At 54.1% G+C, this 21354-nt stretch carries 16 protein-coding genes; all 16 read right to left on the reverse strand.

From position 1 onward, the window contains the following. Positions 1-15 precede the first annotated feature (15 nt). On the reverse strand, positions 16-1860 hold the full coding sequence (locus ACY1JZ_RS11520; RefSeq protein WP_462629267.1) for a peptidoglycan D,D-transpeptidase FtsI family protein: 1845 nt from the start codon (positions 1858-1860) through the stop codon (positions 16-18). 201 nt (positions 1861-2061) lie between these two features. Then, positions 2062-3354: an arsenic transporter gene (locus ACY1JZ_RS11525; RefSeq protein ID WP_462629268.1), complete on the reverse strand. Its 1293-nt coding sequence runs from the start codon at positions 3352-3354 to the stop codon at positions 2062-2064. Between the two features lie 567 nt (positions 3355-3921). After that, positions 3922-5958, reverse strand: a complete 2037-nt coding sequence (locus tag ACY1JZ_RS11530) for a TIGR03986 family type III CRISPR-associated RAMP protein (protein WP_462629269.1) — start codon at positions 5956-5958, stop codon at positions 3922-3924. Beyond that, positions 5931-6617 carry a type III-D CRISPR-associated protein Csx19 gene (gene csx19 / locus ACY1JZ_RS11535; RefSeq protein ID WP_462629271.1) on the reverse strand — a complete coding sequence of 229 codons (687 nt, stop codon included), beginning with the start codon at positions 6615-6617 and terminating at the stop codon, positions 5931-5933. Before csx19 ends, ACY1JZ_RS11530 begins: the two co-directional genes overlap by 28 nt. Beyond that, positions 6589-8016 carry an RAMP superfamily CRISPR-associated protein gene (locus tag ACY1JZ_RS11540; RefSeq protein WP_462629272.1) on the reverse strand — a complete coding sequence of 476 codons (1428 nt, stop codon included), beginning with the start codon at positions 8014-8016 and terminating at the stop codon, positions 6589-6591. The genes csx19 and ACY1JZ_RS11540 overlap by 29 nt, the downstream gene beginning before the upstream one ends. Next, complete coding sequence (locus ACY1JZ_RS11545) at positions 8013-10241, reverse strand: RAMP superfamily CRISPR-associated protein (RefSeq protein ID WP_462629273.1); 2229 nt, start codon at positions 10239-10241, stop codon at positions 8013-8015. The genes ACY1JZ_RS11540 and ACY1JZ_RS11545 overlap by 4 nt, the downstream gene beginning before the upstream one ends. Further along, positions 10238-11764, reverse strand: a complete 1527-nt coding sequence (locus ACY1JZ_RS11550; RefSeq protein WP_462629274.1) for a Cas10/Cmr2 second palm domain-containing protein — start codon at positions 11762-11764, stop codon at positions 10238-10240. The genes ACY1JZ_RS11545 and ACY1JZ_RS11550 overlap by 4 nt, the downstream gene beginning before the upstream one ends. Further along, positions 11745-12764: a DUF6602 domain-containing protein gene (locus tag ACY1JZ_RS11555; protein WP_462629275.1), complete on the reverse strand. Its 1020-nt coding sequence runs from the start codon at positions 12762-12764 to the stop codon at positions 11745-11747. Before ACY1JZ_RS11555 ends, ACY1JZ_RS11550 begins: the two co-directional genes overlap by 20 nt. Positions 12765-12791: 27 nt before the next feature. Continuing rightward, on the reverse strand, positions 12792-13703 hold the full coding sequence (cas6, locus tag ACY1JZ_RS11560) for a CRISPR system precrRNA processing endoribonuclease RAMP protein Cas6 (RefSeq protein ID WP_462629276.1): 912 nt from the start codon (positions 13701-13703) through the stop codon (positions 12792-12794). A 251-nt stretch (positions 13704-13954) separates the two neighbouring features. After that, on the reverse strand, positions 13955-16120 hold the full coding sequence (locus ACY1JZ_RS11565) for a methyl-accepting chemotaxis protein (protein WP_462629277.1): 2166 nt from the start codon (positions 16118-16120) through the stop codon (positions 13955-13957). A 592-nt stretch (positions 16121-16712) separates the two neighbouring features. Beyond that, positions 16713-17966, reverse strand: a complete 1254-nt coding sequence (locus ACY1JZ_RS11570; protein ID WP_270164545.1) for a peptidase U32 family protein — start codon at positions 17964-17966, stop codon at positions 16713-16715. Between the two features lie 18 nt (positions 17967-17984). Then, entirely contained in the window at positions 17985-18932 is a 948-nt protein-coding gene (locus ACY1JZ_RS11575) for a peptidase U32 family protein (RefSeq protein WP_462629278.1), read from the reverse strand. Continuing rightward, entirely contained in the window at positions 18929-20020 is a 1092-nt protein-coding gene (gene mltG / locus ACY1JZ_RS11580; RefSeq protein WP_462629280.1) for an endolytic transglycosylase MltG, read from the reverse strand. The genes ACY1JZ_RS11575 and mltG overlap by 4 nt, the downstream gene beginning before the upstream one ends. A gap of 266 nt (positions 20021-20286) precedes the next feature. Next, positions 20287-20598, reverse strand: coding sequence for a DUF1292 domain-containing protein (locus ACY1JZ_RS11585; RefSeq protein WP_270164550.1), 312 nt, complete (start codon positions 20596-20598; stop codon positions 20287-20289). Further along, positions 20598-20897, reverse strand: a complete 300-nt coding sequence (locus tag ACY1JZ_RS11590) for a DUF1292 domain-containing protein (protein WP_270164551.1) — start codon at positions 20895-20897, stop codon at positions 20598-20600. Before ACY1JZ_RS11590 ends, ACY1JZ_RS11585 begins: the two co-directional genes overlap by 1 nt. Positions 20898-20905: 8 nt before the next feature. Continuing rightward, the gene (ruvX, locus tag ACY1JZ_RS11595) at positions 20906-21322 is read right to left on the reverse strand and encodes a Holliday junction resolvase RuvX (protein ID WP_270164553.1); all 417 of its coding nucleotides are present in this window, start codon (positions 21320-21322) and stop codon (positions 20906-20908) included. Positions 21323-21354 lie beyond the last annotated feature (32 nt).

Genomic DNA, 21354 nt, shown 5'->3' on the forward strand with positions numbered 1-21354 from the left:
GAGCCGTATTCCGGCTCACCCCCTCTTCCCTTCCGCCAGCCGCTCCATCACGCCCCGGAACAGCAGCGTCGCCTGATTGCTGCTGCCCGGGAGCCGATTCTCCGCGACAACGGCGACCGCATAGCGTGCGGAGCGCGCTGGCCCATAGCCAACAAACCACTGATGATTGCGCTCCTTGCCCTCCTGCAATGTCTGGGCGGTACCGGACTTGCCAGCCAGCGGCCACTTCGTTCCAAGCAGCGACTTGCCAGTGCCTGATGCCACAACTCCCTCCATGCCGCGCAGCAGCGCATTTGCCGTCGCGGGCGCAATGCGCCCGTGCGGCGAGTGTAGCTGCTGCGAAGGCAAGCTCGCCAGCAATTGCCCATTGCCGTAGCGCAGCTCGGAGACGATGCGAGGAGACTGGACGATGCCCCCATGCAGCAGCGTCACCATCAGATTAGCTGCCTGCAGCGGAGAGAGCGCCACATCTCGCTGACCAATCGCCGTCTGCGCCAGCAATCCGCCATCTCGCTGTTGCGGGAGTCTATAGAATATGCGTCCCCCCTCCTCCTCTCCCAGCAGCCTTAGCGGCTGCCCGAGCGGCTCAAATACACCATCGCTATGCCAGCCGACCTGCTTGCCCAGCCCCAGCCTGTCCGCCGTATGCTGGAGCTGCCCCGGCAGCAGCCGCTCGCCGAGCGTCGCGAAGGCAATATTGCAGGATTGCGCGAGCGCCTCCTGCAATGTCAGCGTGCCATGTCCTCCATGCTTCCAACAGCTCAAGCCATACTTGCCGTATTCGCCACTACAGTGGAAGCGTTCGTTCAAGCTTGTCCGCCCCGCCTCCAGAGCGGCCGCCTCCGTCACGAGCTTGAAGACCGAGCCGGGCGCTATCGCATGAACCGCACGATTGATCATCTCCCGCCCTTCTGAACGAAGCGCATAGGGATCGTAGAGCGGACGCGACACCATCGCGATGACATCGGATGACTGGGCATCCAGCACGACGATTGCCCCTTCCTTCAGCCCGGCGCTATCGGCATACTGCTCCAGCCGAGTCTGAATATCCAGGTCGAGCGTCGTGACCACCTGCAGCGGATAATACGGGTTGTCCTGACGTAAGAGCCGCATATCCAGCCCGTGCAGCGACTGGTTCATCCCATCTGTATAATGTGCGACCGAGACCGCGCCGATGCCATGCAGCAACGGGTCCAGCGACTTCTCCAGCCCCGCACCGCCGATCTGGTCCCGCAGCGACCATCTGCCTAGCGGAAGCTTGTCGCCATGCAGAGCAGCGATCCGCTCCGGGTGCTGGCTAATGTAGCCCAGCGCATGCATCGCCGGGTAGGGAGCCAGGTAGCGTTCCCGGTACGGAAGCGCACGGATGCCCTCCAGTCGCAGCTCCTGCAGTTGTGCAAGCTGATCTGTGCTCAGACGGTACGGCTGCTTGCCCGGACGGCCTTGCTTATCATCATAGTAAAAGGACGGCTCCTTGAGGCTGTTAAGCCAGGACAACAATTGATCCGGGCGAGTCTCCAGGATAGCCGCCAGCCGCTCGTACTGCTCGTCGTACTCTTCAGACTTGCGACTCACCGGATATGCAGCCAGCGCCATCACCGTCTTGCCTGTCAACGCCCGACCGCTCCGATCGACAAAGTCGGCCCGACCGCCGTCCAGCACCAGCGTCCGCTCCCGCTGTCCGACGGATTCGCTCCGATAATGGGTCGCCTTCGCTGCTGCCGGGGCATGCGGCAGCCATTGCAACCAGGCCAGCCGCAGCACCTGCAGCAGAGCGATAGCCGTTACAGCAATCCCCAGCAGGAATATCCGCTTGTTGCGCATCGCTCTCATGCCTTTGGGTGCTGCTTTCCTCTGCATCTTCTCATCCCTCCAGTATAGAATCAGTATGACCAATTTGGGCATTCGATACTATCAGATGGGATGTTGTGACTATACGTATAGTCCATCCCGCTGCCTGAGCCGACAATACGAGACAATAGCTGGACGAGTGTGGACGGCAGCACGAATAGCTGCGACCTAGACGGCCACAGCTACTCCAGATTGACATTGAGATAGAACTCAGGATAACAGCCAGAGCCAGACATATAGCCCTGTCAGCGTAACGAATAACGTAGGGACGGTCAGCACCACCCCGACCTTGAGATAGTAGCCCCATGAGATCTTCACACCTTTGCGTGCCAGCACATGCAGCCATAGCAAGGTTGCAAGCGATCCGATCGGCGTAATTTTGGGCCCGAGGTCCGAGCCAATCACATTCGCATAGATCAGCGCCTCGCGCAGCACTCCGCTCGTTGCCGTCTCCTGAATCGCCAGTGCATTGATCATCACGGTAGGCATATTGTTCATGACCGACGACAGCAGGGCGGCGATCGCCCCCATGCCGAGCGTTGCAGCATACAGCCCTTGCTCAGCCACGGTCTGAATCATGCCGCTGAGCTCCGTTGTCAGCCCGACATTGCGCAGGCCGTATACGACCACGTACATCCCGATGGAGAAGACCACAACAGCCCATGGCGCCTCCTTCAGCATCCGCTTCGTGTCCACCGCATCACTCCGGCGAGAGAGCATCACAAAGATAAGCGCCGCAGCACCTGCGATCGCAGAGACTGGCACACGAATGAACTCACTGAGCAAGTACGCCACGAACAAGATCGCCAGAATAACCCATGAAGCGCGAAATAGCCGCTTGTCTTTGATCGCATCTGCTGGCTGCTTCAGGCTCGCCATATCATACTGCTTGGGAATGCTCTTGCGGAAGAACAGATACAGCACCCCCATACTGGCAACGAGCGCAAACAGATTAGGCACCATCATTCGGCTCGCATATCTCAGGAAATCAATACCGAAGAAGTCAGCCGACACGATGTTGACCAGATTGCTAATGACAAACGGCAGCGATGTCGTATCCGATATGAAGCCGCCAGCCATAATGAAAGGTAGAATCATGCGGTCATCAAATTTCAACGCCCGAACCATCGCCAGCACGATCGGGGTCAGGATCAGGGCTGCACCATCATTGGCAAAAAAAGCAGCGACGACCGCGCCTAGCAACGTAACGAGGATGAACATCCGTGTGCCATTTCCCCGAGCAAGCCGGGCCATATGCAGAGCCGCCCATTCAAAAAAGCCCAGCTCATCCAGGATGAGCGAAATCAGAATAATCGCAATGAAGGTCAGCGTGGCATTCCACACGATGAGGGTAACATCCCGTACATCTCCAAAGCTGACCACGCCCAATATGAGCGCCAGTACTGCTCCGCCAGCGGCACTCCAGCCGATGCCGATACCCTTGGGCTGCCAGATGACGAAGAGCAACGTAAGTAAGAATAAAAAAATCGCAAGATATAACATCTGGTTCCTCCCGAGCGACGTACACATGATGAATTTCATAACTTAGCAGGTTCAACCTACGCCACAAGCAGGAGCCTATGAGATAAGAGATGATGATAGCAAGCTGCTCCATGCCTGCCCGCAGGGCATAGCAGTTGCTTCTGTGACACAAGCCTTCTGTATTCTATAATTATGCGTTACCTTATTCACTCCATCAGAATGATCCGCCAGCTCTAAGGACTGGACAATCTCATCCCGTACAAGGTACCGCCTCCGCTCCTCCTCCTTCATTCTCAACGATCGAACTGGCAGTCTCACTTCCTGCCCTCATGAGTATAAGCTGTCGCTTATCCTTATGTCCATTCTTTTCATGACATGCTTCCATCGGCTGCACAATCAGTGAACATATGACGATGTCCATGACGGATTAATGACCAGACAAACTAAGCAAGACGTGAGAGAGGGACGTTGCTTGCTTACTTGCATGATGCATGGAGCTGGATGGTCAGCATACAGAAACGGCCCCCAATTCACATTGAGAGCCGTTGCCAAGAAGAGGAGTGGGTACCTCATAGTCTTTCAAGAGGTTTACCTAGGCCTGCTTTTTTTAGGGTCTTTTCGTGACCCGTTATAATTCTTATTCTGTCCTTTATCAGTCGTCTTGGCCTTTGTGAGTTTGTTCAACCATTTATTTTTGGAGTTACTGTCCAGCTCTTCATCAATGGTCGGCAAGACCTTCTCAAAGAAGCCTCCCTCTTTGTTTTCTGTAAACCACTGGTGTGAGGCTGTACTGTTGCTTGTCCCGCTGTCCTTGTTATCATCACCTAGAGGATAGGAGACATGGCTTGGCTTACCACTCCAGTTTAAAATCTTCTTTAGTTTCTGCATCCCCACCGTTTCACCGAGCCGAGCATCTCCCAGTACTCCCTGATCCAGCTCCTGCACCAGGCGCCTGCCGGAGCTGCTGTCCAGTTGACGAACCATGATTCGTTCCACCTCAAGCTGCACACTGCCAAAGCCAAGCGGCTTGCCGCGCCCCATTTTGTGAGCGCAGTCGGCACTCTCAAAGGTTAATGCCCAACGCAAGCGATTGAGCTCCTCTGCTGTCACCGCATCAAAATAGATGCGACATGTAAAAGCATGACCCTTGTCGACGGCTCGAACACGCTGCCTCATACTGCTTAGGCTACCATCTGCAGGGTAGGCATTTGTGGAGACGCCATCAGATTTGCCGAATGGTTCATGATGCCAATAAAACTTGCGTCCTCTGATTTTTAGTTCGCCTTCGTCCAAAGAACGTGGCTCGTCTTTATATCGGTTCACATAATCGTAAGTCCAGATCGGGAACTTCTCGGCCCTTCGCTTATCTACAGGGAAGGTATAGAACTCTACTGTGCCTGGCTTCGGCTCCCCAAGCTCTGGAAGCGTGAGCGTCCTCAAGCCATAATGGGTTGATCCATTATCAAGCCACTCGCCATCGGAAAATCTCACTCTCGATGCCAGCGACCGATCGCCAGTCATCCCGAACAATGTACATGCAGGACATAGTTTACCGCGATCATTACAAGGCTGATACTCCCCATTTGCCTTGAGCAGCTCGCCAATACCCGTCTGAAATACCTCCTTGGAGATCATGGCCGGGGTCAGATGTGTCGCCTTGTTGCTCTGCTTAGTGTAGTATACCGGAAGTTCACTTCTATGATCGCCACGTTCCATGTTCCCAAAGAGTTTACTCCATTCTGTATATCCGCTATGCCCCATATCAAGATGCTTATTAATTTTAGGATCGGCGTATTGTCGCAGAAGTTCTTTGAGCTGCTTCATTTCTGCCTCAGAAACAGTTATTGGAGCCTCCTTCCCCCGAATAAAGACCGACTCATACCGTTTAGCACCCAATGGATACTCTGGCGTCCGTTCTCCAAATGGCTCGCCTTTGTGAAGGCGGCCAATTAACGATCTATCTTGCCGAATTCGTCCAGGCTTTACCGAACAAGCAACATTATTTTTTCCTTTTTTTACAGAAATAAATTCTGCCTCTCTCCACTTTTCATAATCATTGATGGATATGACACAGTCTTTGTTATTCGTAAATGTGCCAGGAACAACTTTGATTTTTACACGTTCGCACTTCACCACCTCCCAGTCTCCACGCTGATTCCTCCTAAGAATTCCGGGACGTTTCGTCTGCATTGTGCGCCGATGCAGCTTGCGGTTCAGATCGACCGTGGACAGACAGCCATTGAAGGCCGCTTCATAGACGCTGCGAATCACGCCGCGCAGCTCCGAGCCGGGAATGACCGGCCGTTCGTATTTCCCGTTGGCCGCTCCCTTCCCCCCGGATGCCAGGTTAGTGTAGGAGAAAAAGTCATAGCTGTTGCCATCCTCCACCTTCTCCTCAGCCCGATGCAGTGCCGCAGCATTGGAGGTATTCGGAATGATCAGGGGCGTCAGCGTCTTCAACGTACACTCCACGTATCCGGTGAGCAGCGGCCCTGTCTGAGCATGCGCTGGCGTATCCTTATGGCAATGACCCTCCAGCGGGACAAAATTATACGGATTAACAAAGCGCTCTGGCTTACCATTTCCATTCTGACTCACTAGCCCTCTCCCCCTTTCTGCGTCCACACGGCGAACGTCACTAGCCGTTCATCCACATACTGAAACGGATTCACCGACTCGTCGAATTCACCGCCCGTGCCGGGCTTGTTGCGGTTCAATGGAATGGAATCATTCTCCGATTCAACATCCGTATCCGTACCCGGATTCAGTTGATTCATCTGAATGTAGTGGCGAACTTGAACAGCCGCCTCTCCATGCTCGGGTAGCGCCATTGGAATATACAGTTTGGTTCCCCGGCCCGATTCTAACAACGACCAGCCCATCTCATCTGTTCCCTTACGGCAGGCGCCCCACAGCTTATGCTGCTCGTCCATAATGTGCAATTGCTTCCCCTGTTCTTCCACAGGCTGATCCAGACGATACCGACAGCGGAATTTCTCTCCCGCTTCCATCCGCACAGCCTTGAACTCTCCCTCTGCGTGAAAGAGCCGCAGCTCCTGAACATAGCGCAATGATCGCAACGGGGCAGGACGACCATCCAGTCCTAACACCAGTTGACCAGATGTCCAGGTTCCGAAGCACACCGCATGATCCAGCATCGCATAGGCATACACATTCTGTGCCTGCTCCAGCACGCTAGCGGCCTTGCCCCATACCTCCTCTTCCTCGCACAGCCAGGAGAGAGTCGTATTGTCCTTACAAGTTTGAAATGTCAGCGTGCTCATCAGTATCCTCCTCCTGTTGCAGCCATTGGGCAGCAGCCCTGCCATAGCGCTGCTCTGCATCACTTTCGACCGCCTTGCCATCGATGAGCACCGCCCCTTGCTCTGCAAGCACGCCACGTCCGATAGCCGTTTCGCCACCAATCGGCATTAGCCCATCCTGCAGGTCTCGAACCGCCCATAGCAGCAGACCGCACAGGGCATCTGTCGGCACCCTTCCTGCCGCATCCCGTTCATGCCAGCGCAAGACCAGCGCTGTCTTGCCACCAGCCCAAGGCTGGGTGGTGAACAGGGCTCCCGACTTTACCCCGCCGGTAAAACGGTCAATCGCTGTTCTGGATACGGGCAATGAAGCACCGCCACAAACAACTGATTCCTCGACGCGCAGCAGGGAGGCCGTCAGCTTCGCCCGCTGTGACGCATCGCCCTCCAGCCATGTGCCAAATAGCAGCTCAGCCTTCTGTTTCGCTACTTCCGAATTAAGCCCAGTCTCCTGCATCAGTCGATGAATGTGCCGCCGCAATGCCCCCGCCCAGCTTGTGCCCGGGATGACAGCCGTTCCTGCTCCATTGCGTAGCTGCTCGTAATCGCTTGATTCCGAAGCATATTGCCGAATCATCAGCGTCTGCCGAACCGCCAGCTCCACCCGCAGCTCATGCCATCCCGAGACTTGCGACCGAGTGCGTTCCCCCCTGCCGGACAGTAACTCGCTTTCTCGCGGCTGCCATGGCATGGAATGAGTGAAGCTGTCCCAATTCCACACCAGCCACCTCTGGCTATCTTCTATGCGCTCTGGTGTATGCTCGAACCGAATCATCTGAACCTTGTCCACTTGAAGCCGGCCGAACCCTCGATTGCCCTTCGCTCCAAAGGTCAGAGTGCCGTCCGCCATTCCATCGATCAGGACATGCAGCAGCTCTGCTTCCTTTTCCTCATCGGAAGCTGCCCCTTGCGCTCCATCATTGAAGCCGCGGCTAACGTTTTGCTGACGCAGCACCCACTCCAGCCGCATCTTGAACGGAGTTCCCGCCTCGACGGTTTCCACTATATATTTGGCCTTATCAACCGCAGTCTTATATTCATCCAGCTTGACGCCATCGCGTCGAGCAACCTTCACTTGTCTACGGTCGCCCAGCTCCATGTGGTAGCAGTTCAATCGGCTCTTGAAGCCTGTAGCCGAGCCGAACAGCCTCTGAATAACGTTCTCCTCTGCGCCATGGCACTGTCTCAAATAATTCGCGAATGCCCCCGCAAGCGAGCTGCCCGGAGTATAAGGCCAACCGTATGCATCTCGGATGACATCACTGTCGGTCACCTCATCCTTCCCCGAGCCGGCAAGCATCGGAGAAGCAAGCACCCCCTCGATCTGCAGACAATACCGTTTCACTATCGGATTGCTCATTTCCCCGTCTCCCTCGCTTTCAGCTCCAGTGCACGCAGATAGCCCCGAATAAAGTGACTGTCCTTGCCCTTGCATGGCTGGAGCAGTTGAATACAGCCGTTCTTGGCGGTCTCGTCCGTGATCCCGTTAATTCTCTCCAGCAGACTTGCATACGCCCCGTCGTCCATCTCCGCCCACTCCAGAAGCTGGCGAATGCGGGTTTTGCTGACGACGGCTCCCAGCATGTATTGGCGGGCTTTCTCCGCCCCTTCAAGCAGATGCTGTCTCTGTCTCTGGTGCTCCTCGCGGTATTCTACCATTCTCTCCAGCAACGGATGGCGATGCTCCCGGCTTCCCTGAAGGTCAGCAGCACTCCATTTTGCAGACACTACTGGAATGAACCGCTCCTCGCCCTGGGCAGTATCGGTCGACAGCGGGATGAATTGCTCTGCGCCCTGGGTAGTACCGAGCGGCAGCGGAATCACCTTGATCTGTCCACACCCTTCCCCCTTATTGCTGCCCCACAGTCTGGATTCCAGCAAGCCTATGTCGATCTGACCTTCCCCTTGCGTAGTGATGATTAGCGCCGAGCCCGCATCGAGCGCTGATCGCTGTGGCTTGGGCAGTCGCCATTTGGAGTTATAGCCGGACAGGACGGTATATTTCAGCCGCATGGAGTGGAGGCTGATCGTGCACTTCAGCTCCTGCTGCAGCTCCTCCATCAGCCGTGCAGGATCTGGAGCCGGTCTTCCATGCTCATCGAGCAGCAGCATCGGTGTCGCCAAGGCAATCATGTACTTGCCCGTCTTTTGCTCGTCCGCACCCGTCACGAGCAGCGGTCTGGCTGCTTCCTGGCCGAAGTGGATACGCACATTGCCATACTCTGCCGTGCGCGAGCGTCCGATTCGGAGACGGTTGTCCTGATGTGCCATCAATTCTTGGAGCAGCTTCACGTCCTCCTGTCTCCCGCGCAGCACACCATAGAACTGCTGCCCGGCTACCATAGACTCATATTGATACAACTGGCCGCGCGCATCCTGGTTGTGCTCCAGCACGCCGTGCACCTTTTCATGCGCCGTATATTCCTGACCCAATGCTCTGCCGATCGCCCGATTGCTCGCCTTGGCATGATGCATGCGGACATGCTTGCGAACCTCATACTTCCATAGCTTTGGCGCCGAAGAGGAAGCATCCAGATGCACCATGCTATTCAAATTACGGAGAATGACCTGCTCTTTGGCTCGTTCGATGGATACATCATACATCCGGTCTTCATTCTTCACCTGCTGCCATACGGCTGGACACGGTGCAAAAACTCGGTTCTCACACAAAGGCAGCGCATAGCCGAATTGCACGCCGCCCCGCAGAAATATGCGCGCAAAGCGTTCCTCCTCATGCGCACGCTCACCCAGCTTGAACGCTCGCACATACAGCCCGGCGAACGCCCCCAGCATGGCGCGGCCCGGAATCCAATCCTCACACCCGCTGTCCAGTCCGTCTTCAGCCGCCACGATAACCGGTTGCTCCAGCACAAGGCGGTAGGGCAGCTCCACCCATTCCGAACCGTTGGCAGGCGATGTCTCTAGCTTGTTCAGCTCCATGTGAGCTTGTCCGGGGGTGAAGCGATCTGCCGCAGACAAGCTGCAGCGGACTTCACCGCTGCCGCGTGTAGTCGCCAGTCCGAGCGAGCGAAGCGCCAAGACGCATCGCTCCAGCGTCTTGTGAAGCTGCTGGTATGTCGCCTCATCAGCCACATGCAGCTCGATGCGGCTACGCAGGACCAGTCCCTTATTGGCCGCTCGCATCGTCCGCAGACTGCCATCCGCCGCTACACCATCCGCAGCGATAGCTGTGCGGGTATGCAAGGAGGTCCATTGCTCCAGCACCTCCTGCTCGTTCAACTCCTGTTGACTCTGAAGCTGGCGCCGTAGCTCCTCATAATCCTCCACGACAATGGTTTCGCCTCCGCGGGGCAGCCTATATAGATGAGCATCATAGACTTGGAGCGCCGCGCTACCTGCCTCTCCACTTGCGCCGAACAACGCGCTCAGCTCATCCTGCTGCAGCACCCCCCAATCCGCGAGCTCTTTGCCCGCCTCCAGCAGACTGCCCTTCAGCCGCTTCGCCGGAATAATCGGCAGACCGTGCTCATGTGCGATTTCCATATCGATTAACCCGGCAGTCGTATTGCCCGTGCCCGTACACAGCTCACTTCTTAATTCAATGTCCAGCCACCCTGCCTTCATGTGCGTTCCCCCTCCCTCTGCTTGAGAGCGGATGCAAAGACCTCGATGTCGAACATCCCTTGCAGCTCAAGCGCGTCCAGCAGCGCTGTTTGACTAATGCTGTTTTCCCCATCCTTGTCCACACCCAGCGATTGTAGGCTGTAGCCGCGCGACTCGCATTCCTTCACATATAACTGCAGCAGCTCCGGCTGGCCTTTGATCGCCTCATACAGCTTCTCCAGGCGCCAGCGCGGCCAGTTGGTCACAGCCATCTGCCTCATATACTGATCCAGCTTCGCATAGTCACGCTCCCCCATCTGCCCCTCGCCTACACGATAAGACTGGCGCTTCCCTGCCTCCTTATCCAACTGGCTGCCGCGCACCACCTCAAAGGCGATATAGCTCCCATGCTCCTCCCCTGCTGTCAGCCGTGCTTGCTTGGCACTCTTGCAGCAATCCTCGGAAATTTCATAGGCAAGGTTGAACGGATAGTGACTATGTACAAAGGCCACCCCGGCGCAAGCCGACATCGATACTTCCTCGCTCTTCCCGGACTCGCTTGTTTCCATATGCAGCTTCTCAAGCAGCTTCGCCGCAAGCGGAAGTCCCCATTCCCCCAGGCAGACGAACGTCAGGTCATCGCCATCCAGAATCAGCGGACGAATCGGCAGCTTCTCCCTATTCTTAACCCAGTGGTCAACAGGCAGGCTATCTATCAGCTCTGCGACCGTTTCATCAAATGTGTTCCGAAAACGTGCGGTAATGCTGCTGGACAACTCTCTCATGGCACAGACAGCTTCTGCATAAGAGTAACTAGCCTCCCATTGCTCCATCCTGCTGCGAATCTGCTTGCCCATTCCATTGCCATCGATATGAACGACCGCCACATAGCTGTCCTCCTCCCGCTGACGAACGAGCTCCTCCATTTCAACAGCCCACCGCTTGGAAGAGGAATTGTTGCGGTCTTGCACATCCTGGTGCCCTTGCCTGAGCTTTAGCTTCTGCATGGTTGATACATTGTGCCCCGTATGCTGGTCGTAGCTGGTGATCGGCAAGCCGCTCCGCGCCTCCTGCTCCGAGAATGGAAATGCCCCGATCGGCCGCGGCCGCAGCATACGCGCCTTCACCGCAGTTAGCCTCTGGTCCAGCCGTCTCTTGTCCGCTACAAAATTCACACCGTCTGATTCCACCGCCGCAATCGCCAGATGAAGCGAATAGCTGACCTGGAGCAGCCGAAGCGATAACCTCTCATTGACCGTGTGAAAGTCCTCCACATTCCGAAAAGCGACCATCGCATTGCCGCCCCCGTTGTATACAATCTCGATGTCTACCACGGAATCCGTTGTGAAGGCAAAGCTTTCTTGCTCCTCCCAGTCCAACACCACATTTCTTTTCTGCTCCGCCTTGAGCTCGTTCAGCACCTGGGGCAAATGCTCCTTCAGCACTCGTCCAACGATCGAGGAGGCGCCGATATTTTCACGCATCCGGCTGGATTGAAAAATATATTCCTGAATGCCGCTCACATCATACAGAGCGATTATCATGGCTTTCTCCCTCTCCTTCTCCTGATTTTTGTGACTCTCCGTCCTGCTTCGCTGCCGCTTGCTCGGCTGCAGGCTTGATATGATTACGGAACATCTCAACATAAGAGCTGTGCGGGAAGAAGATCGGATTATTTATAATCATCAAGAGCTGATTGAGCTGGAAGGTCAACGACAGGATGACGTTTTCCTCTCCGGTTTCCTGGACAAGCTTTAGCTCCTTGAGCGTTCTTTTTAGCTCTGGCCCCTCTTTAATCAGTCCTTCCCATCTAAGCCTCTTATCCTCGGAGAAATGCTCAGGTATGGAGTGATTTAATTGCTTGTACCAATAGGTAAAATCCCGTTTTTCCTCTGGAATCGACTTTTCTAATCGACCCTCCTCGTCCACATTAAGGAGAATGTCAAAGCTGCCATCAAGCTCGTCTCCTGTTGGAAACTGCTTGCACAGCGAGCACAGGATCAGAACAGGTCTGGTATAGGTCTGGGCAAGAGGGCTATTGGAATGTTCGGCTTGCTCACGTGTTGTCGCATTAAGACCGCTAATTATTCGAGCAACCGAATTAATCGAAGTTTCCAATCGCCTAATAGAAGCTGCCCATTGGGGCGCCCCATCGACACCCGTGCTTTTACACTGCACCGCCACTGCAACCGCCTCGATCGGGATGAACTTGATCTTCCCATACTTGAATATATAGGGCGTATATTGTTCATCGAAGATCGCCAGATCGACTTCATCCGAGATGCGGCCGTGGGAATCAATAATAAATACGCCTTGATCTATGCAAAACTTGCGCGGCACCATCTGCTCGAACAGCGTTCGCCAGATTTCTTCGCGATAGGTTCCCGTGGTCAAGCCGTGATTCGGCGTGCTTAACGATAGCTGCCCGGCAAGAGATTCACTTAACGTCTGGTAATTTCCAATAATTTTGGAGATCGCGTTCTTTTCCTTCTTCTGACGCTTCATTTCTTTTTCCTCGCTAGTCTGCGGCTGCTTCTTCTTCATGCTTCATCCCCCCGTCTATTAATCATTCTATTGATCGTAGCTCACACTGTAGCTGCCAAAGCCAATGGTTGCATTTTTGCCGACATGCAGCTTTTCCCCCGCCGCCAACAGCGCTGTAAATGGCGTCAAATCTCCTTCATAGCGAACCCAGCCTTCAATTCCCGGCAGCTCCAGCTTGCTCCCAGCCGGACGGTTCATCGAATAGCGCTGAAAATCGACCCGAAGCCAATGCTGAGCAGCAGTACGAATCCCTGCCGCCGCCTCCAGCATCGCCTGCTCGTCCCACTGCAGCTTATAATCGGTATAGGCCTGCGACAAGAGCGCCAAGCGACGGCTAAGCGAGCGGATGAGATCGACAAAGGACACCGACTGGCGCAGCTCCCGATTGACCAATAGACGCAGCGGATTATCAAAACGAAGCACAACAGCGCGCGCATGGCGGTTCTCCGGGATGAGCGGTTCAGGACGGCAATTGCGGAGCCATACCTTACCCTCATTCCAGATCAAGGTTCCCTTAATCGGGTCTATAATCTGCTGCAGGCGAAACGGCATCCTTCCTGCTCCCCATCGCTGGGCCGCATCATCTTGCAAGGCATCAATATAGAACGCCGCCTGGTCAGCAGTACGGCCGATTAATGTGATGTCGAACATCAGACGATCACCTGCGCGCCACTGCTCCTTATCCCGAGTCAATGGACGAATGACATATGGATTGACAGCGCCTCCCTCATTTCCGGGTGAACAGAAATGCAGCGCGTATGAGCAGTCAGCCGATAGGCTGCATAAATGACACTTCAGATCCGGGAATCGACAGACAAACTCACGCAAGCGATGACCGATAACGCCTCGAATCGTTGAACCTAGATAGGGCGGGAGTCGACCTTCTCCCCGTGCTTCATATATAGCTCGCATCGTAAATGTCTGCATGTGCTCAAACATGCCGCCCTCCTTCTGCCTCATGAAAATTCCAGCTATATCAATATAGTTCTATAGAAATAACCTCTATCATGTCGAAAGTCCTACCATAAACTTCTCCACATTCCCCATAATTCCTGCAATATCTTCCTCTTTTCGAGGAAAATTTACCCGATAAATGACGAATCATGAAATTTCATGATTTTATTGTCACTTATCCTAGATTAAAAAAAAGCCCGCAAGCCGAATGGCTTGCGGACCTCAATCCTCATTCATTATGTGCGGAAGCGCGACAGCGACTCCCTAAGCTCGCTCGATACCGACTCCAGCTTGTTGGAGAGCTTGACGAGCCCTTCGCTAATGCTCAACTGCTCGCTGCTCAGCGAGGCTACTTCCTCCGAGGTGGCAGACGATTGCTGCGCCACACCACTGACATTTTCCATCGCTTCCGCCAACACCGACTGCGAACGGTCAAGCTGCTCGATCGAATGGGTCGCCGAATCCAGGCGCTCTACGAACTGGGACATCTGGCTCTGTACCGAGAAGAACAACTGGTTAGCCTCCTTCACGGACAGAATCTGCTCCTGGAACAACGGGTAGGCCTCCGACAGCACTTGAACCGTCTCGTCGATCTCCTGTTGAATCGTCTCCGTAATCTGTCCGACCACCTGGATAGAATCACGGGATTGATCCGCCAGCTTGCGAATTTCATCGGCTACGACCATAAAGCCTTTGCCAGCCGCTCCAGCTCTGGCCGCCTCAATCGTCGCATTCAATGAGAGGATATTCGTCTGCTTGGTAAGGCTGTTCAATACATCCAGAATCTTGCGGATGGAGCTGGTGCTGTCCTTCAGTCGATCAACCTTCTCCACCATCGAGCGCGTCATTTCCTCCGTCATTCCCGTCTTCTCAATCAGTACGCCCATGTACTCCGTGCCTTGTCTGCTCGCATGCTCCACCTCGCCAGCAGAGCTCACCATCTCGTGGTTGGCTTCAATAACCTGCTTCATCTGTGAACCAATGCCTGAGGTGAGGTCAGCACCGCGCTCAGCCTCCATCGCCAGGCTCGTCGCTCCAGTTGCAATCTCCTCCGTAGCAATCGAGATTTCCCTGGCGGAGACGGAGGTTTTTCGGGAGGCCTCTGTCAACTCACCTGCGGTATGCAGCACTTCATTTGCCGATTGGTTCGTCTGATTGACGAGAGACGTAATTTTATCCATCATCTGATTAAAGCTGTTAGCCAACTGTCCAATCTCATCCTGCCTGCGAATCGTGGAGCGGACGGTCAGATTACCGCTCTCCCCTTCAATCATCAGATTGCGAATGCGCATTAATGGCATGGCGATCAGTCGAATGACCAGGAATCCGATCCCGAACGCCAGCAGAACACCGATGCCTACAAACAGCCACGTCAGATTTTTGATCTGAGCGGCATCCTTGACAAGCTCAGCTACCGGAATTTCACCGACCAAGCGCCAATCCATCAGCTTGAACAGCTTATGAACAACCAGAATTTCCCCATTATCACTCATCTGACGGAAGGCCTTCGGCTTCGTCTTGCTCTCATCCGGCGGGAAATCAATCTTGCTTGCCGTCCCTAGATCTTCCTTGTTATTGGAATACAGAATTTTGTTCGTGCTATCGATAATTTTGACTTCACTGTCATCGCCTAATGCCAGCCCGGCCAGCCGGGAGGCAATCTCGCTATACTTGATTTCAATCAGTAGCACAAAAGCAGCATCATTGGAGGAGGTGTTCTTGATCAGACGTGTCAGGCCAATCATCGGCTCGCTCTGTCCTCCGGCGAATCCATTGAGCTCGGTTGGTGCCCAATACGTCTTGCCTTCCTGCTCTACTGCCTTCTGATACCATTCCTTTTCCTTGGCCACTTCATAATCAATTCTCGCACCGCCATAGTACACCCCCGAATACGAGCCGTTGAGCGGTAGAAGGTAAGCAGATTGAATGGTCTGATTGCTCATCATAAGCGACATCAGCTTCGACTCGACCGCTTTGGTCGCCTCGAATATCTCGAAGACCGGAGCCGTCTGTTGCTTAATCGTCATGATATTATTCTGAATATCCTTGTCAAATATGACCTGAAGGGACAACTCCTCATATCCCTGCAACAGAATATCCATCTTGCTCGCCGCTTCCGTCACCGCCTGTTGGCTAAAGGACGCAACCTTCGATTCAATAATATTCTTTGAGGTGTTGTAGGAGATCAGACCTACAACGAGCACACAGATAACAATACTGCTGAAGATAAGCAAAAACAGCTTTGCGCCTACAGACTTGAACACGCTAAAGTTTGTTTTCTTGAGGGATTCACGAATGGTGTTGATCTCCTCCTGCGTGTGTTGAATGTCCTGGAGCTTGTCTTCGATGTCCTTGAGCTTATCCTTCCCAACTCTCTTTCTCAGTTTGTCTATGAGCTTCATACCTGCACCACCCGTATATCGTAGTATTAAAGCCATTAAGCACAAACGAGATCTGCCGTTCCTTCGCCAGCGAAGCGTCGTTTCGAATCGATATATGAACTGTTCATTATGATAAGTGTATTGCTTTATATATCAGCTCAAACGGCTTTGCCGATAACCGTCAGGCAAATCTTCGTTTCACATCAGCATATAAGTGTCCATAGGCCTGGGACGGATAGCACTTATATGAACTGAAAATATGTATATTTCTTATATCGGTCAATCTGCAAGGAAATATGAGGATATTTCATGAAAATTGCAGACAAAAACAAACTTTATTGCATCTATTGTCTCTTGAAAAAGCTTTCATTCCTAAAAAAAGCTTTATCGACAGGACATTATCCCCCCGTCTACTTCATACTTTCATCCACCATTGGCACCATAATGTGTTAATCATATCGACCTTGGAGCCTACCAAAATGGGAGGCCGAGGCCTCATCGTCTCAACGCCGGGCAGTATAACCCTGCCGCTGCGAGCGCAAAAACAACAGACCCTTGCATCTGTGCAGCAAGGGTCTGCTGTAATCCATCAAGCTTCAGCGCAGTGAGCAGCTTAGGCGCGAATCTTTTTGCGCATCATATCCATGGGCTTCACAGGATGATTAACCTTCATGCGAATCGGCTGCATCGGGTGGCGCGCCGCATCCAGCGACTGTCCCGCTTCGTCAGTAATCTCACCGACGATCTGCTTGAAGAATGTACCTCCCGGCCCGAAGAACTCAACCTCCTGCCCCGGCTTGAAATGATTGCGCTGCTGCACAAGCGCTATGCCGCTAGCTGCATCATAATCAAGCACGACACCAGCGAAATCATACGGAGCCGCCTTTTCCTCGGGCTCATAGATATGCTCGCCCGCTCCCGGCGTCTGGAAGAAGAATCCGGTATTCAGCGGCCGATTGGCTGACTTGTTAATCTCCTCCAGCCACTCCGGTTTCAGTTCATACTGATCTGGATCGGCAAAATAAGCATCGATCGCCTGACGGTATGCATTAACGACCGTCGCCACATAGTGGACGCTCTTCATCCGTCCCTCAATCTTGAAGCTATCCACGCCCGCCTCGATCAGCTCGGGCAGATGCTCGATCATGCATAGATCCTTGGAGCCCATCGTGAATTTTTGCTCTTCCTCCGTGTTTACCATGTCCTGATCAACGAACAGATCGTATTTCCACCGGCAGGATTGACAGCACCCGCCGCGATTGGAGTCGCGGTCGGTGAAATGATTGGACAGCACACAGCGACCTGAGAACGACGAGCACATCGCACCATGAATGAAGGCCTCGATCTCAATATCGACATGGTTTTTAATTTCTGCGATCTCCTCCAGCGACGTCTCGCGCGCCAGCACCACCCGCGGGAGTCCCTCGTCCTTCCAGAACTGGACAGCCTGCCAATTCAGCGTGGATTGCTGGGTGCTTAGATGCACCTCCAGCTTCGGCGCCACACGCAGCGCGGTATCGACGATAATCGGGTCAGCAGCAATAATGGCCGAGATGCCGGCCTCCTCAAGTCCCTTCAAATAAGCCTCAAGCCCCGCCAAATCCTCGTTATGCGCATAAATATTCGTCGCTACGAACACCTTGGCTCCATATTGCTCGGCGAACTTGACGCCCTCCTTCATCTCCTCCAGGCTGAAATTATCGGCATTGGAGCGCAAGCCATAATGCTGGCCGCCGATGTAGACAGCGTCCGCTCCATAATGCACGGCAAATTTCAGCTTCTCCAGGCTGCCTGCAGGCGCAAGCAGCTCGGGCCGGTCAAGGCGGTACCGCTTGCCGCGGTACTTGATTTCTGTCAATGTCTCCATGTGTACCTCCTGCGTGCCTTAATATACCTGTTCCTTGTAGAAGAAGCCAAAGGACAGCTCCCGCTCCTGATCCTGCATCGCCCGAATATCATCCAGCAACTGCTCGTTGAAGCGGTAGCCCGCAGGATCGGCTATATACTGATCGATTGCTTGACGGTAGGAACGAACAACCGTCTCATTATATTCGATGCTCTTGAGCAGTCCCTCCACCTTGAAGCTATCGATGCCTGCTGCCATCAGCTCATCGAGCCCTTCCAGCATACACAGATCGTCCGAGCTCATGATATGTGTTCCATTTCGATCCTCATAAATCGGGAAACGCTCATCCTGCCGCTCCACCTCAATCAGGTATAGCCCGCTTTCCATGTCGGCGCGCAGCGTCTGCTGCTCCCCTGACACGCCAGCGCTGCTTCGATAATCCATATAGCTGTTCACCAGATTACGCTTGGAGTGGTAGATATTCGTCATTCCGTGCACCTGAACCTGAACCTCCAGCTCCGTATGCTGCTTCATCTCAATGACCTGCTCGAGATTCAGCTCGCGAGCCAGCACGAACCGGCTTGCCCCTTTGCGCCCCCAGTAGTTCGCAGTCGCATAGTTCGTCGCCGTCATCTCCGTGTTCCAGTGCAGCTCTAGCTTCGGCGCATGCTGCCTGACAGCCATCAGCACAGCCGGATCACCGAATACAATAGCTTCAACCCCTGCCGCATCGAGCCCCTTCACATAATCCGGGAGCATCGGCACGGTCTCGTTATCGATCAGATTATTGACCGCAGCATAGATACGGATGCCGCGCGGCTTGGCATATCGAACCGCCTCCGACAGCAGCGGCAGGTCAAAATCACCGCTCAGCCGCATCCCGTAACGCGCTTCACCAAGCACGAAGGCATCCGCCCCGGCTGCAGCAAGCCGCTCCAGCTCTTCCATTGAGCCTGCTGTAGAAAGTAATTCGGGCTTAACCGTCAACGCTGTTCCCCTCCGTTCTTCTCATTGCGCTCCGATTGCTTCTTGTTGCGCAAATGCTCATTATACGTTTTGCTGAAATAGTGCGCGCCCGTGCCGTCTTTTTTGGTCACGTAGTAGAGATAATCATGCTGGTCTGGATATAATGCCGCTTCAATCGAGGCCAGACTCGGGCTCGCGATCGGCCCTGGCGGCAAGCCAACATTCAGATACGTATTATAGGGCCCTGGAATCTGCGTATCCGCCGTAAGCAGCTTCTCCTTCGGCGCCTCCAGCATGTATTGGATCGTCGCGTCAATCTGCAGCGGCATCCCCTTTTGCAGACGGTTGAAGATAACGCCAGCTACAGCCGCCCTCTCGTCATCATTCACTACTTCTCGCTCCACCATCGAGGCAATCGTGAGCAACTGGTGGAAGCTCAGCTTGCGCTGCTCCAGCACATTGCCCCAATCCTCAGGCAACTGGCCCAGCTTGCGATCCAGCTCCTGCAGCATCCGCACCACAATATCCTTGGCCGTGCTGTCCTTCTTCATCTCATACGTATCCGGGAACATGTATCCCTCAAGCACATGCTTCATCTCAGCCGTTGGCTGCAGCACCGATCCCTCTCCCGAATAGGAGAGCGTCTCCTTCGCTTCCGCAACCTCCAAAAACTGTTGCCTGTCGACGATTCCTTCGCTGCTCAGCTTATCGGCAATCTGCTGCACCGTGTAGCCTTCAGGGATGGTGAAGCGAACCGTCTCCTCCTTCACCGTGTCGCCGCTGTTGAGCTTGGCGATGACCTCATCCCGATCCATCCCAGGGATAAGCTCATACGTTCCGGCCTGGAACTGGCCGCCTTCCTTCTTGTAACGCAAATAATATTTGAACAAAAAAGCATCCCGAATAATGCCTTCCTTCTCCAATACCTCAGCCACCTTGAAGGCGCTCGATCCCTTCGGAATGACAACCTCTCTGACCTCTCCCGCTGCTGTCGGACGCAGTCCGTTCCAGACATAGAGACCCGCCCCCCCTACAGCAAGCACTATGAACGACAGTAATGACACGATAACCCAAAATGTAATCCAACCGCGACTTATCGGTTTGTTCACGTCCCCAATCTTCCTCCCTATGCCATCTCAAGCTCAAGCGTACACAGCATGTCCGTGCTGGACAGCCATGCCTGGCTGCACGCTGCCATATCGTGTCCGAATAATAATCAGCATAAAAGGGCGGTTCGCACCGCCCTCCTCATGTGAAAATTAAAGACTGCCACCAAGCCTTGTCCGCTAAGACTGGTAGCGTCTGCGATGACTGCGGCAGACAACGGCGGCCTCATGACACGCGGCTAAGCCGCATACGCTCGAGCTCGAAGCTGCTATTCCAGCCCCATCTCTTCGAACATAAGCTCGTCATACCCTTCGGCTGCCAGCTCCCATTCGTCCTCATCCTCGATCGATTCCAGCTCCAGCTCGCCCTCTGCTCCCGTGATGCGGAAGAAGGCCAGCTCATCATTCTTCTTCATCGCGGCTGTCTGCAGCGCAGCATACCGCTCGCCGCCGAGCTCAAACTCGGCGGCAATTCGATAGCTCTCCTCCATCCCGGAGTCGGACACCAGCTCAAGCTGGCGGCCGTAGGCTTCCTGCAGCAGCGCAATGCGCTTCACCTGCACTTGCCCGTGGTCTGCCATTAGTCCTCGTCCTCGATCTCGCCGAGCAGCGTATTGAACGTCTCCTCCACCATATTCCATTCTTCCTCATCCTCAATGGTATACAGCTTCAGATCATCGCCCTCTTCCTCATAGCGGAAGGCATACACTTCCTCGGACTCCTCGTCGTCCTCCGAGCCTAGTGGCACGACCATCATATATTTCTGATCGGAGCCGTCCATCTCAAATTTCATGATGACCTCGAATTCTTCCTCATTGCCATCGTCATCCGGAATGTAGATAATTTCCGGTTCTTCGAACTGCATGTCGTCCTTTGTCATCGTAACCCTCACCTTTTCGTTTTAGAGTCGAGAAAATTTTGTAAAATCAGCACAGCGGCCATTTTGTCTATTACTGACTTTCTTTTCTTTCGGCTGACATCCGCCTCAAGCAACGTTCGTTCCGCGGACTTCGTAGTCAGCCGTTCATCCCACAGGTGAACAGGTAAGTTAAGTTTCTCGCGCAAGCTTTGCGCAAATGCGATGCAAATTTCGCCACGCGGGCCAATCGTGCCGTTCATGTTCTTTGGTAGACCGACTACGATCTCGCTCACTTCATGCTGGCTGATCAGTTGCTCAATCTCATCTAGCTCCTGACCCTCCCGCCTTGTCTCGACAACCCCGATGCCTTGGGCTGTCCATTGCAGGGCGTCACTGACTGCCACACCAATTCTGCGGTCGCCATAATCCAATCCCATAATACGCATCGTACCGACCGCCTCATTTCCCATTCATGATC

Source organism: Paenibacillus sp. J5, from assembly GCF_054955055.1.

Bases quoted from the DNA above. Each gene is read 5' to 3' on its own strand.
- ACY1JZ_RS11565 (WP_462629277.1), bottom strand. From the start codon at position 16,120: ATGAAGCTCATAGACAAACTGAGAAAGAGAGTTGGGAAGGATAAGCTC.
- ACY1JZ_RS11550 (WP_462629274.1), bottom strand. From the start codon at position 11,764: ATGATAATCGCTCTGTATGATGTGAGCGGCATTCAGGAATATATTTTT.
- ACY1JZ_RS11540 (WP_462629272.1), bottom strand. From the start codon at position 8,016: ATGAGCAATCCGATAGTGAAACGGTATTGTCTGCAGATCGAGGGGGTG.
- ACY1JZ_RS11570 (WP_270164545.1), bottom strand. From the start codon at position 17,966: ATGGAGACATTGACAGAAATCAAGTACCGCGGCAAGCGGTACCGCCTT.
- ACY1JZ_RS11525 (WP_462629268.1), bottom strand. From the start codon at position 3,354: ATGTTATATCTTGCGATTTTTTTATTCTTACTTACGTTGCTCTTCGTC.
- ACY1JZ_RS11590 (WP_270164551.1), bottom strand. From the start codon at position 20,897: ATGACAAAGGACGACATGCAGTTCGAAGAACCGGAAATTATCTACATT.
- cas6 (WP_462629276.1), bottom strand. From the start codon at position 13,703: ATGTTTGAGCACATGCAGACATTTACGATGCGAGCTATATATGAAGCA.
- ACY1JZ_RS11585 (WP_270164550.1), bottom strand. From the start codon at position 20,598: ATGGCAGACCACGGGCAAGTGCAGGTGAAGCGCATTGCGCTGCTGCAG.
- ruvX (WP_270164553.1), bottom strand. From the start codon at position 21,322: ATGCGTATTATGGGATTGGATTATGGCGACCGCAGAATTGGTGTGGCA.
- ACY1JZ_RS11520 (WP_462629267.1), bottom strand. From the start codon at position 1,860: ATGCAGAGGAAAGCAGCACCCAAAGGCATGAGAGCGATGCGCAACAAG.
- csx19 (WP_462629271.1), bottom strand. From the start codon at position 6,617: ATGAGCACGCTGACATTTCAAACTTGTAAGGACAATACGACTCTCTCC.
- ACY1JZ_RS11545 (WP_462629273.1), bottom strand. From the start codon at position 10,241: ATGAAGGCAGGGTGGCTGGACATTGAATTAAGAAGTGAGCTGTGTACG.
- ACY1JZ_RS11555 (WP_462629275.1), bottom strand. From the start codon at position 12,764: ATGAAGAAGAAGCAGCCGCAGACTAGCGAGGAAAAAGAAATGAAGCGT.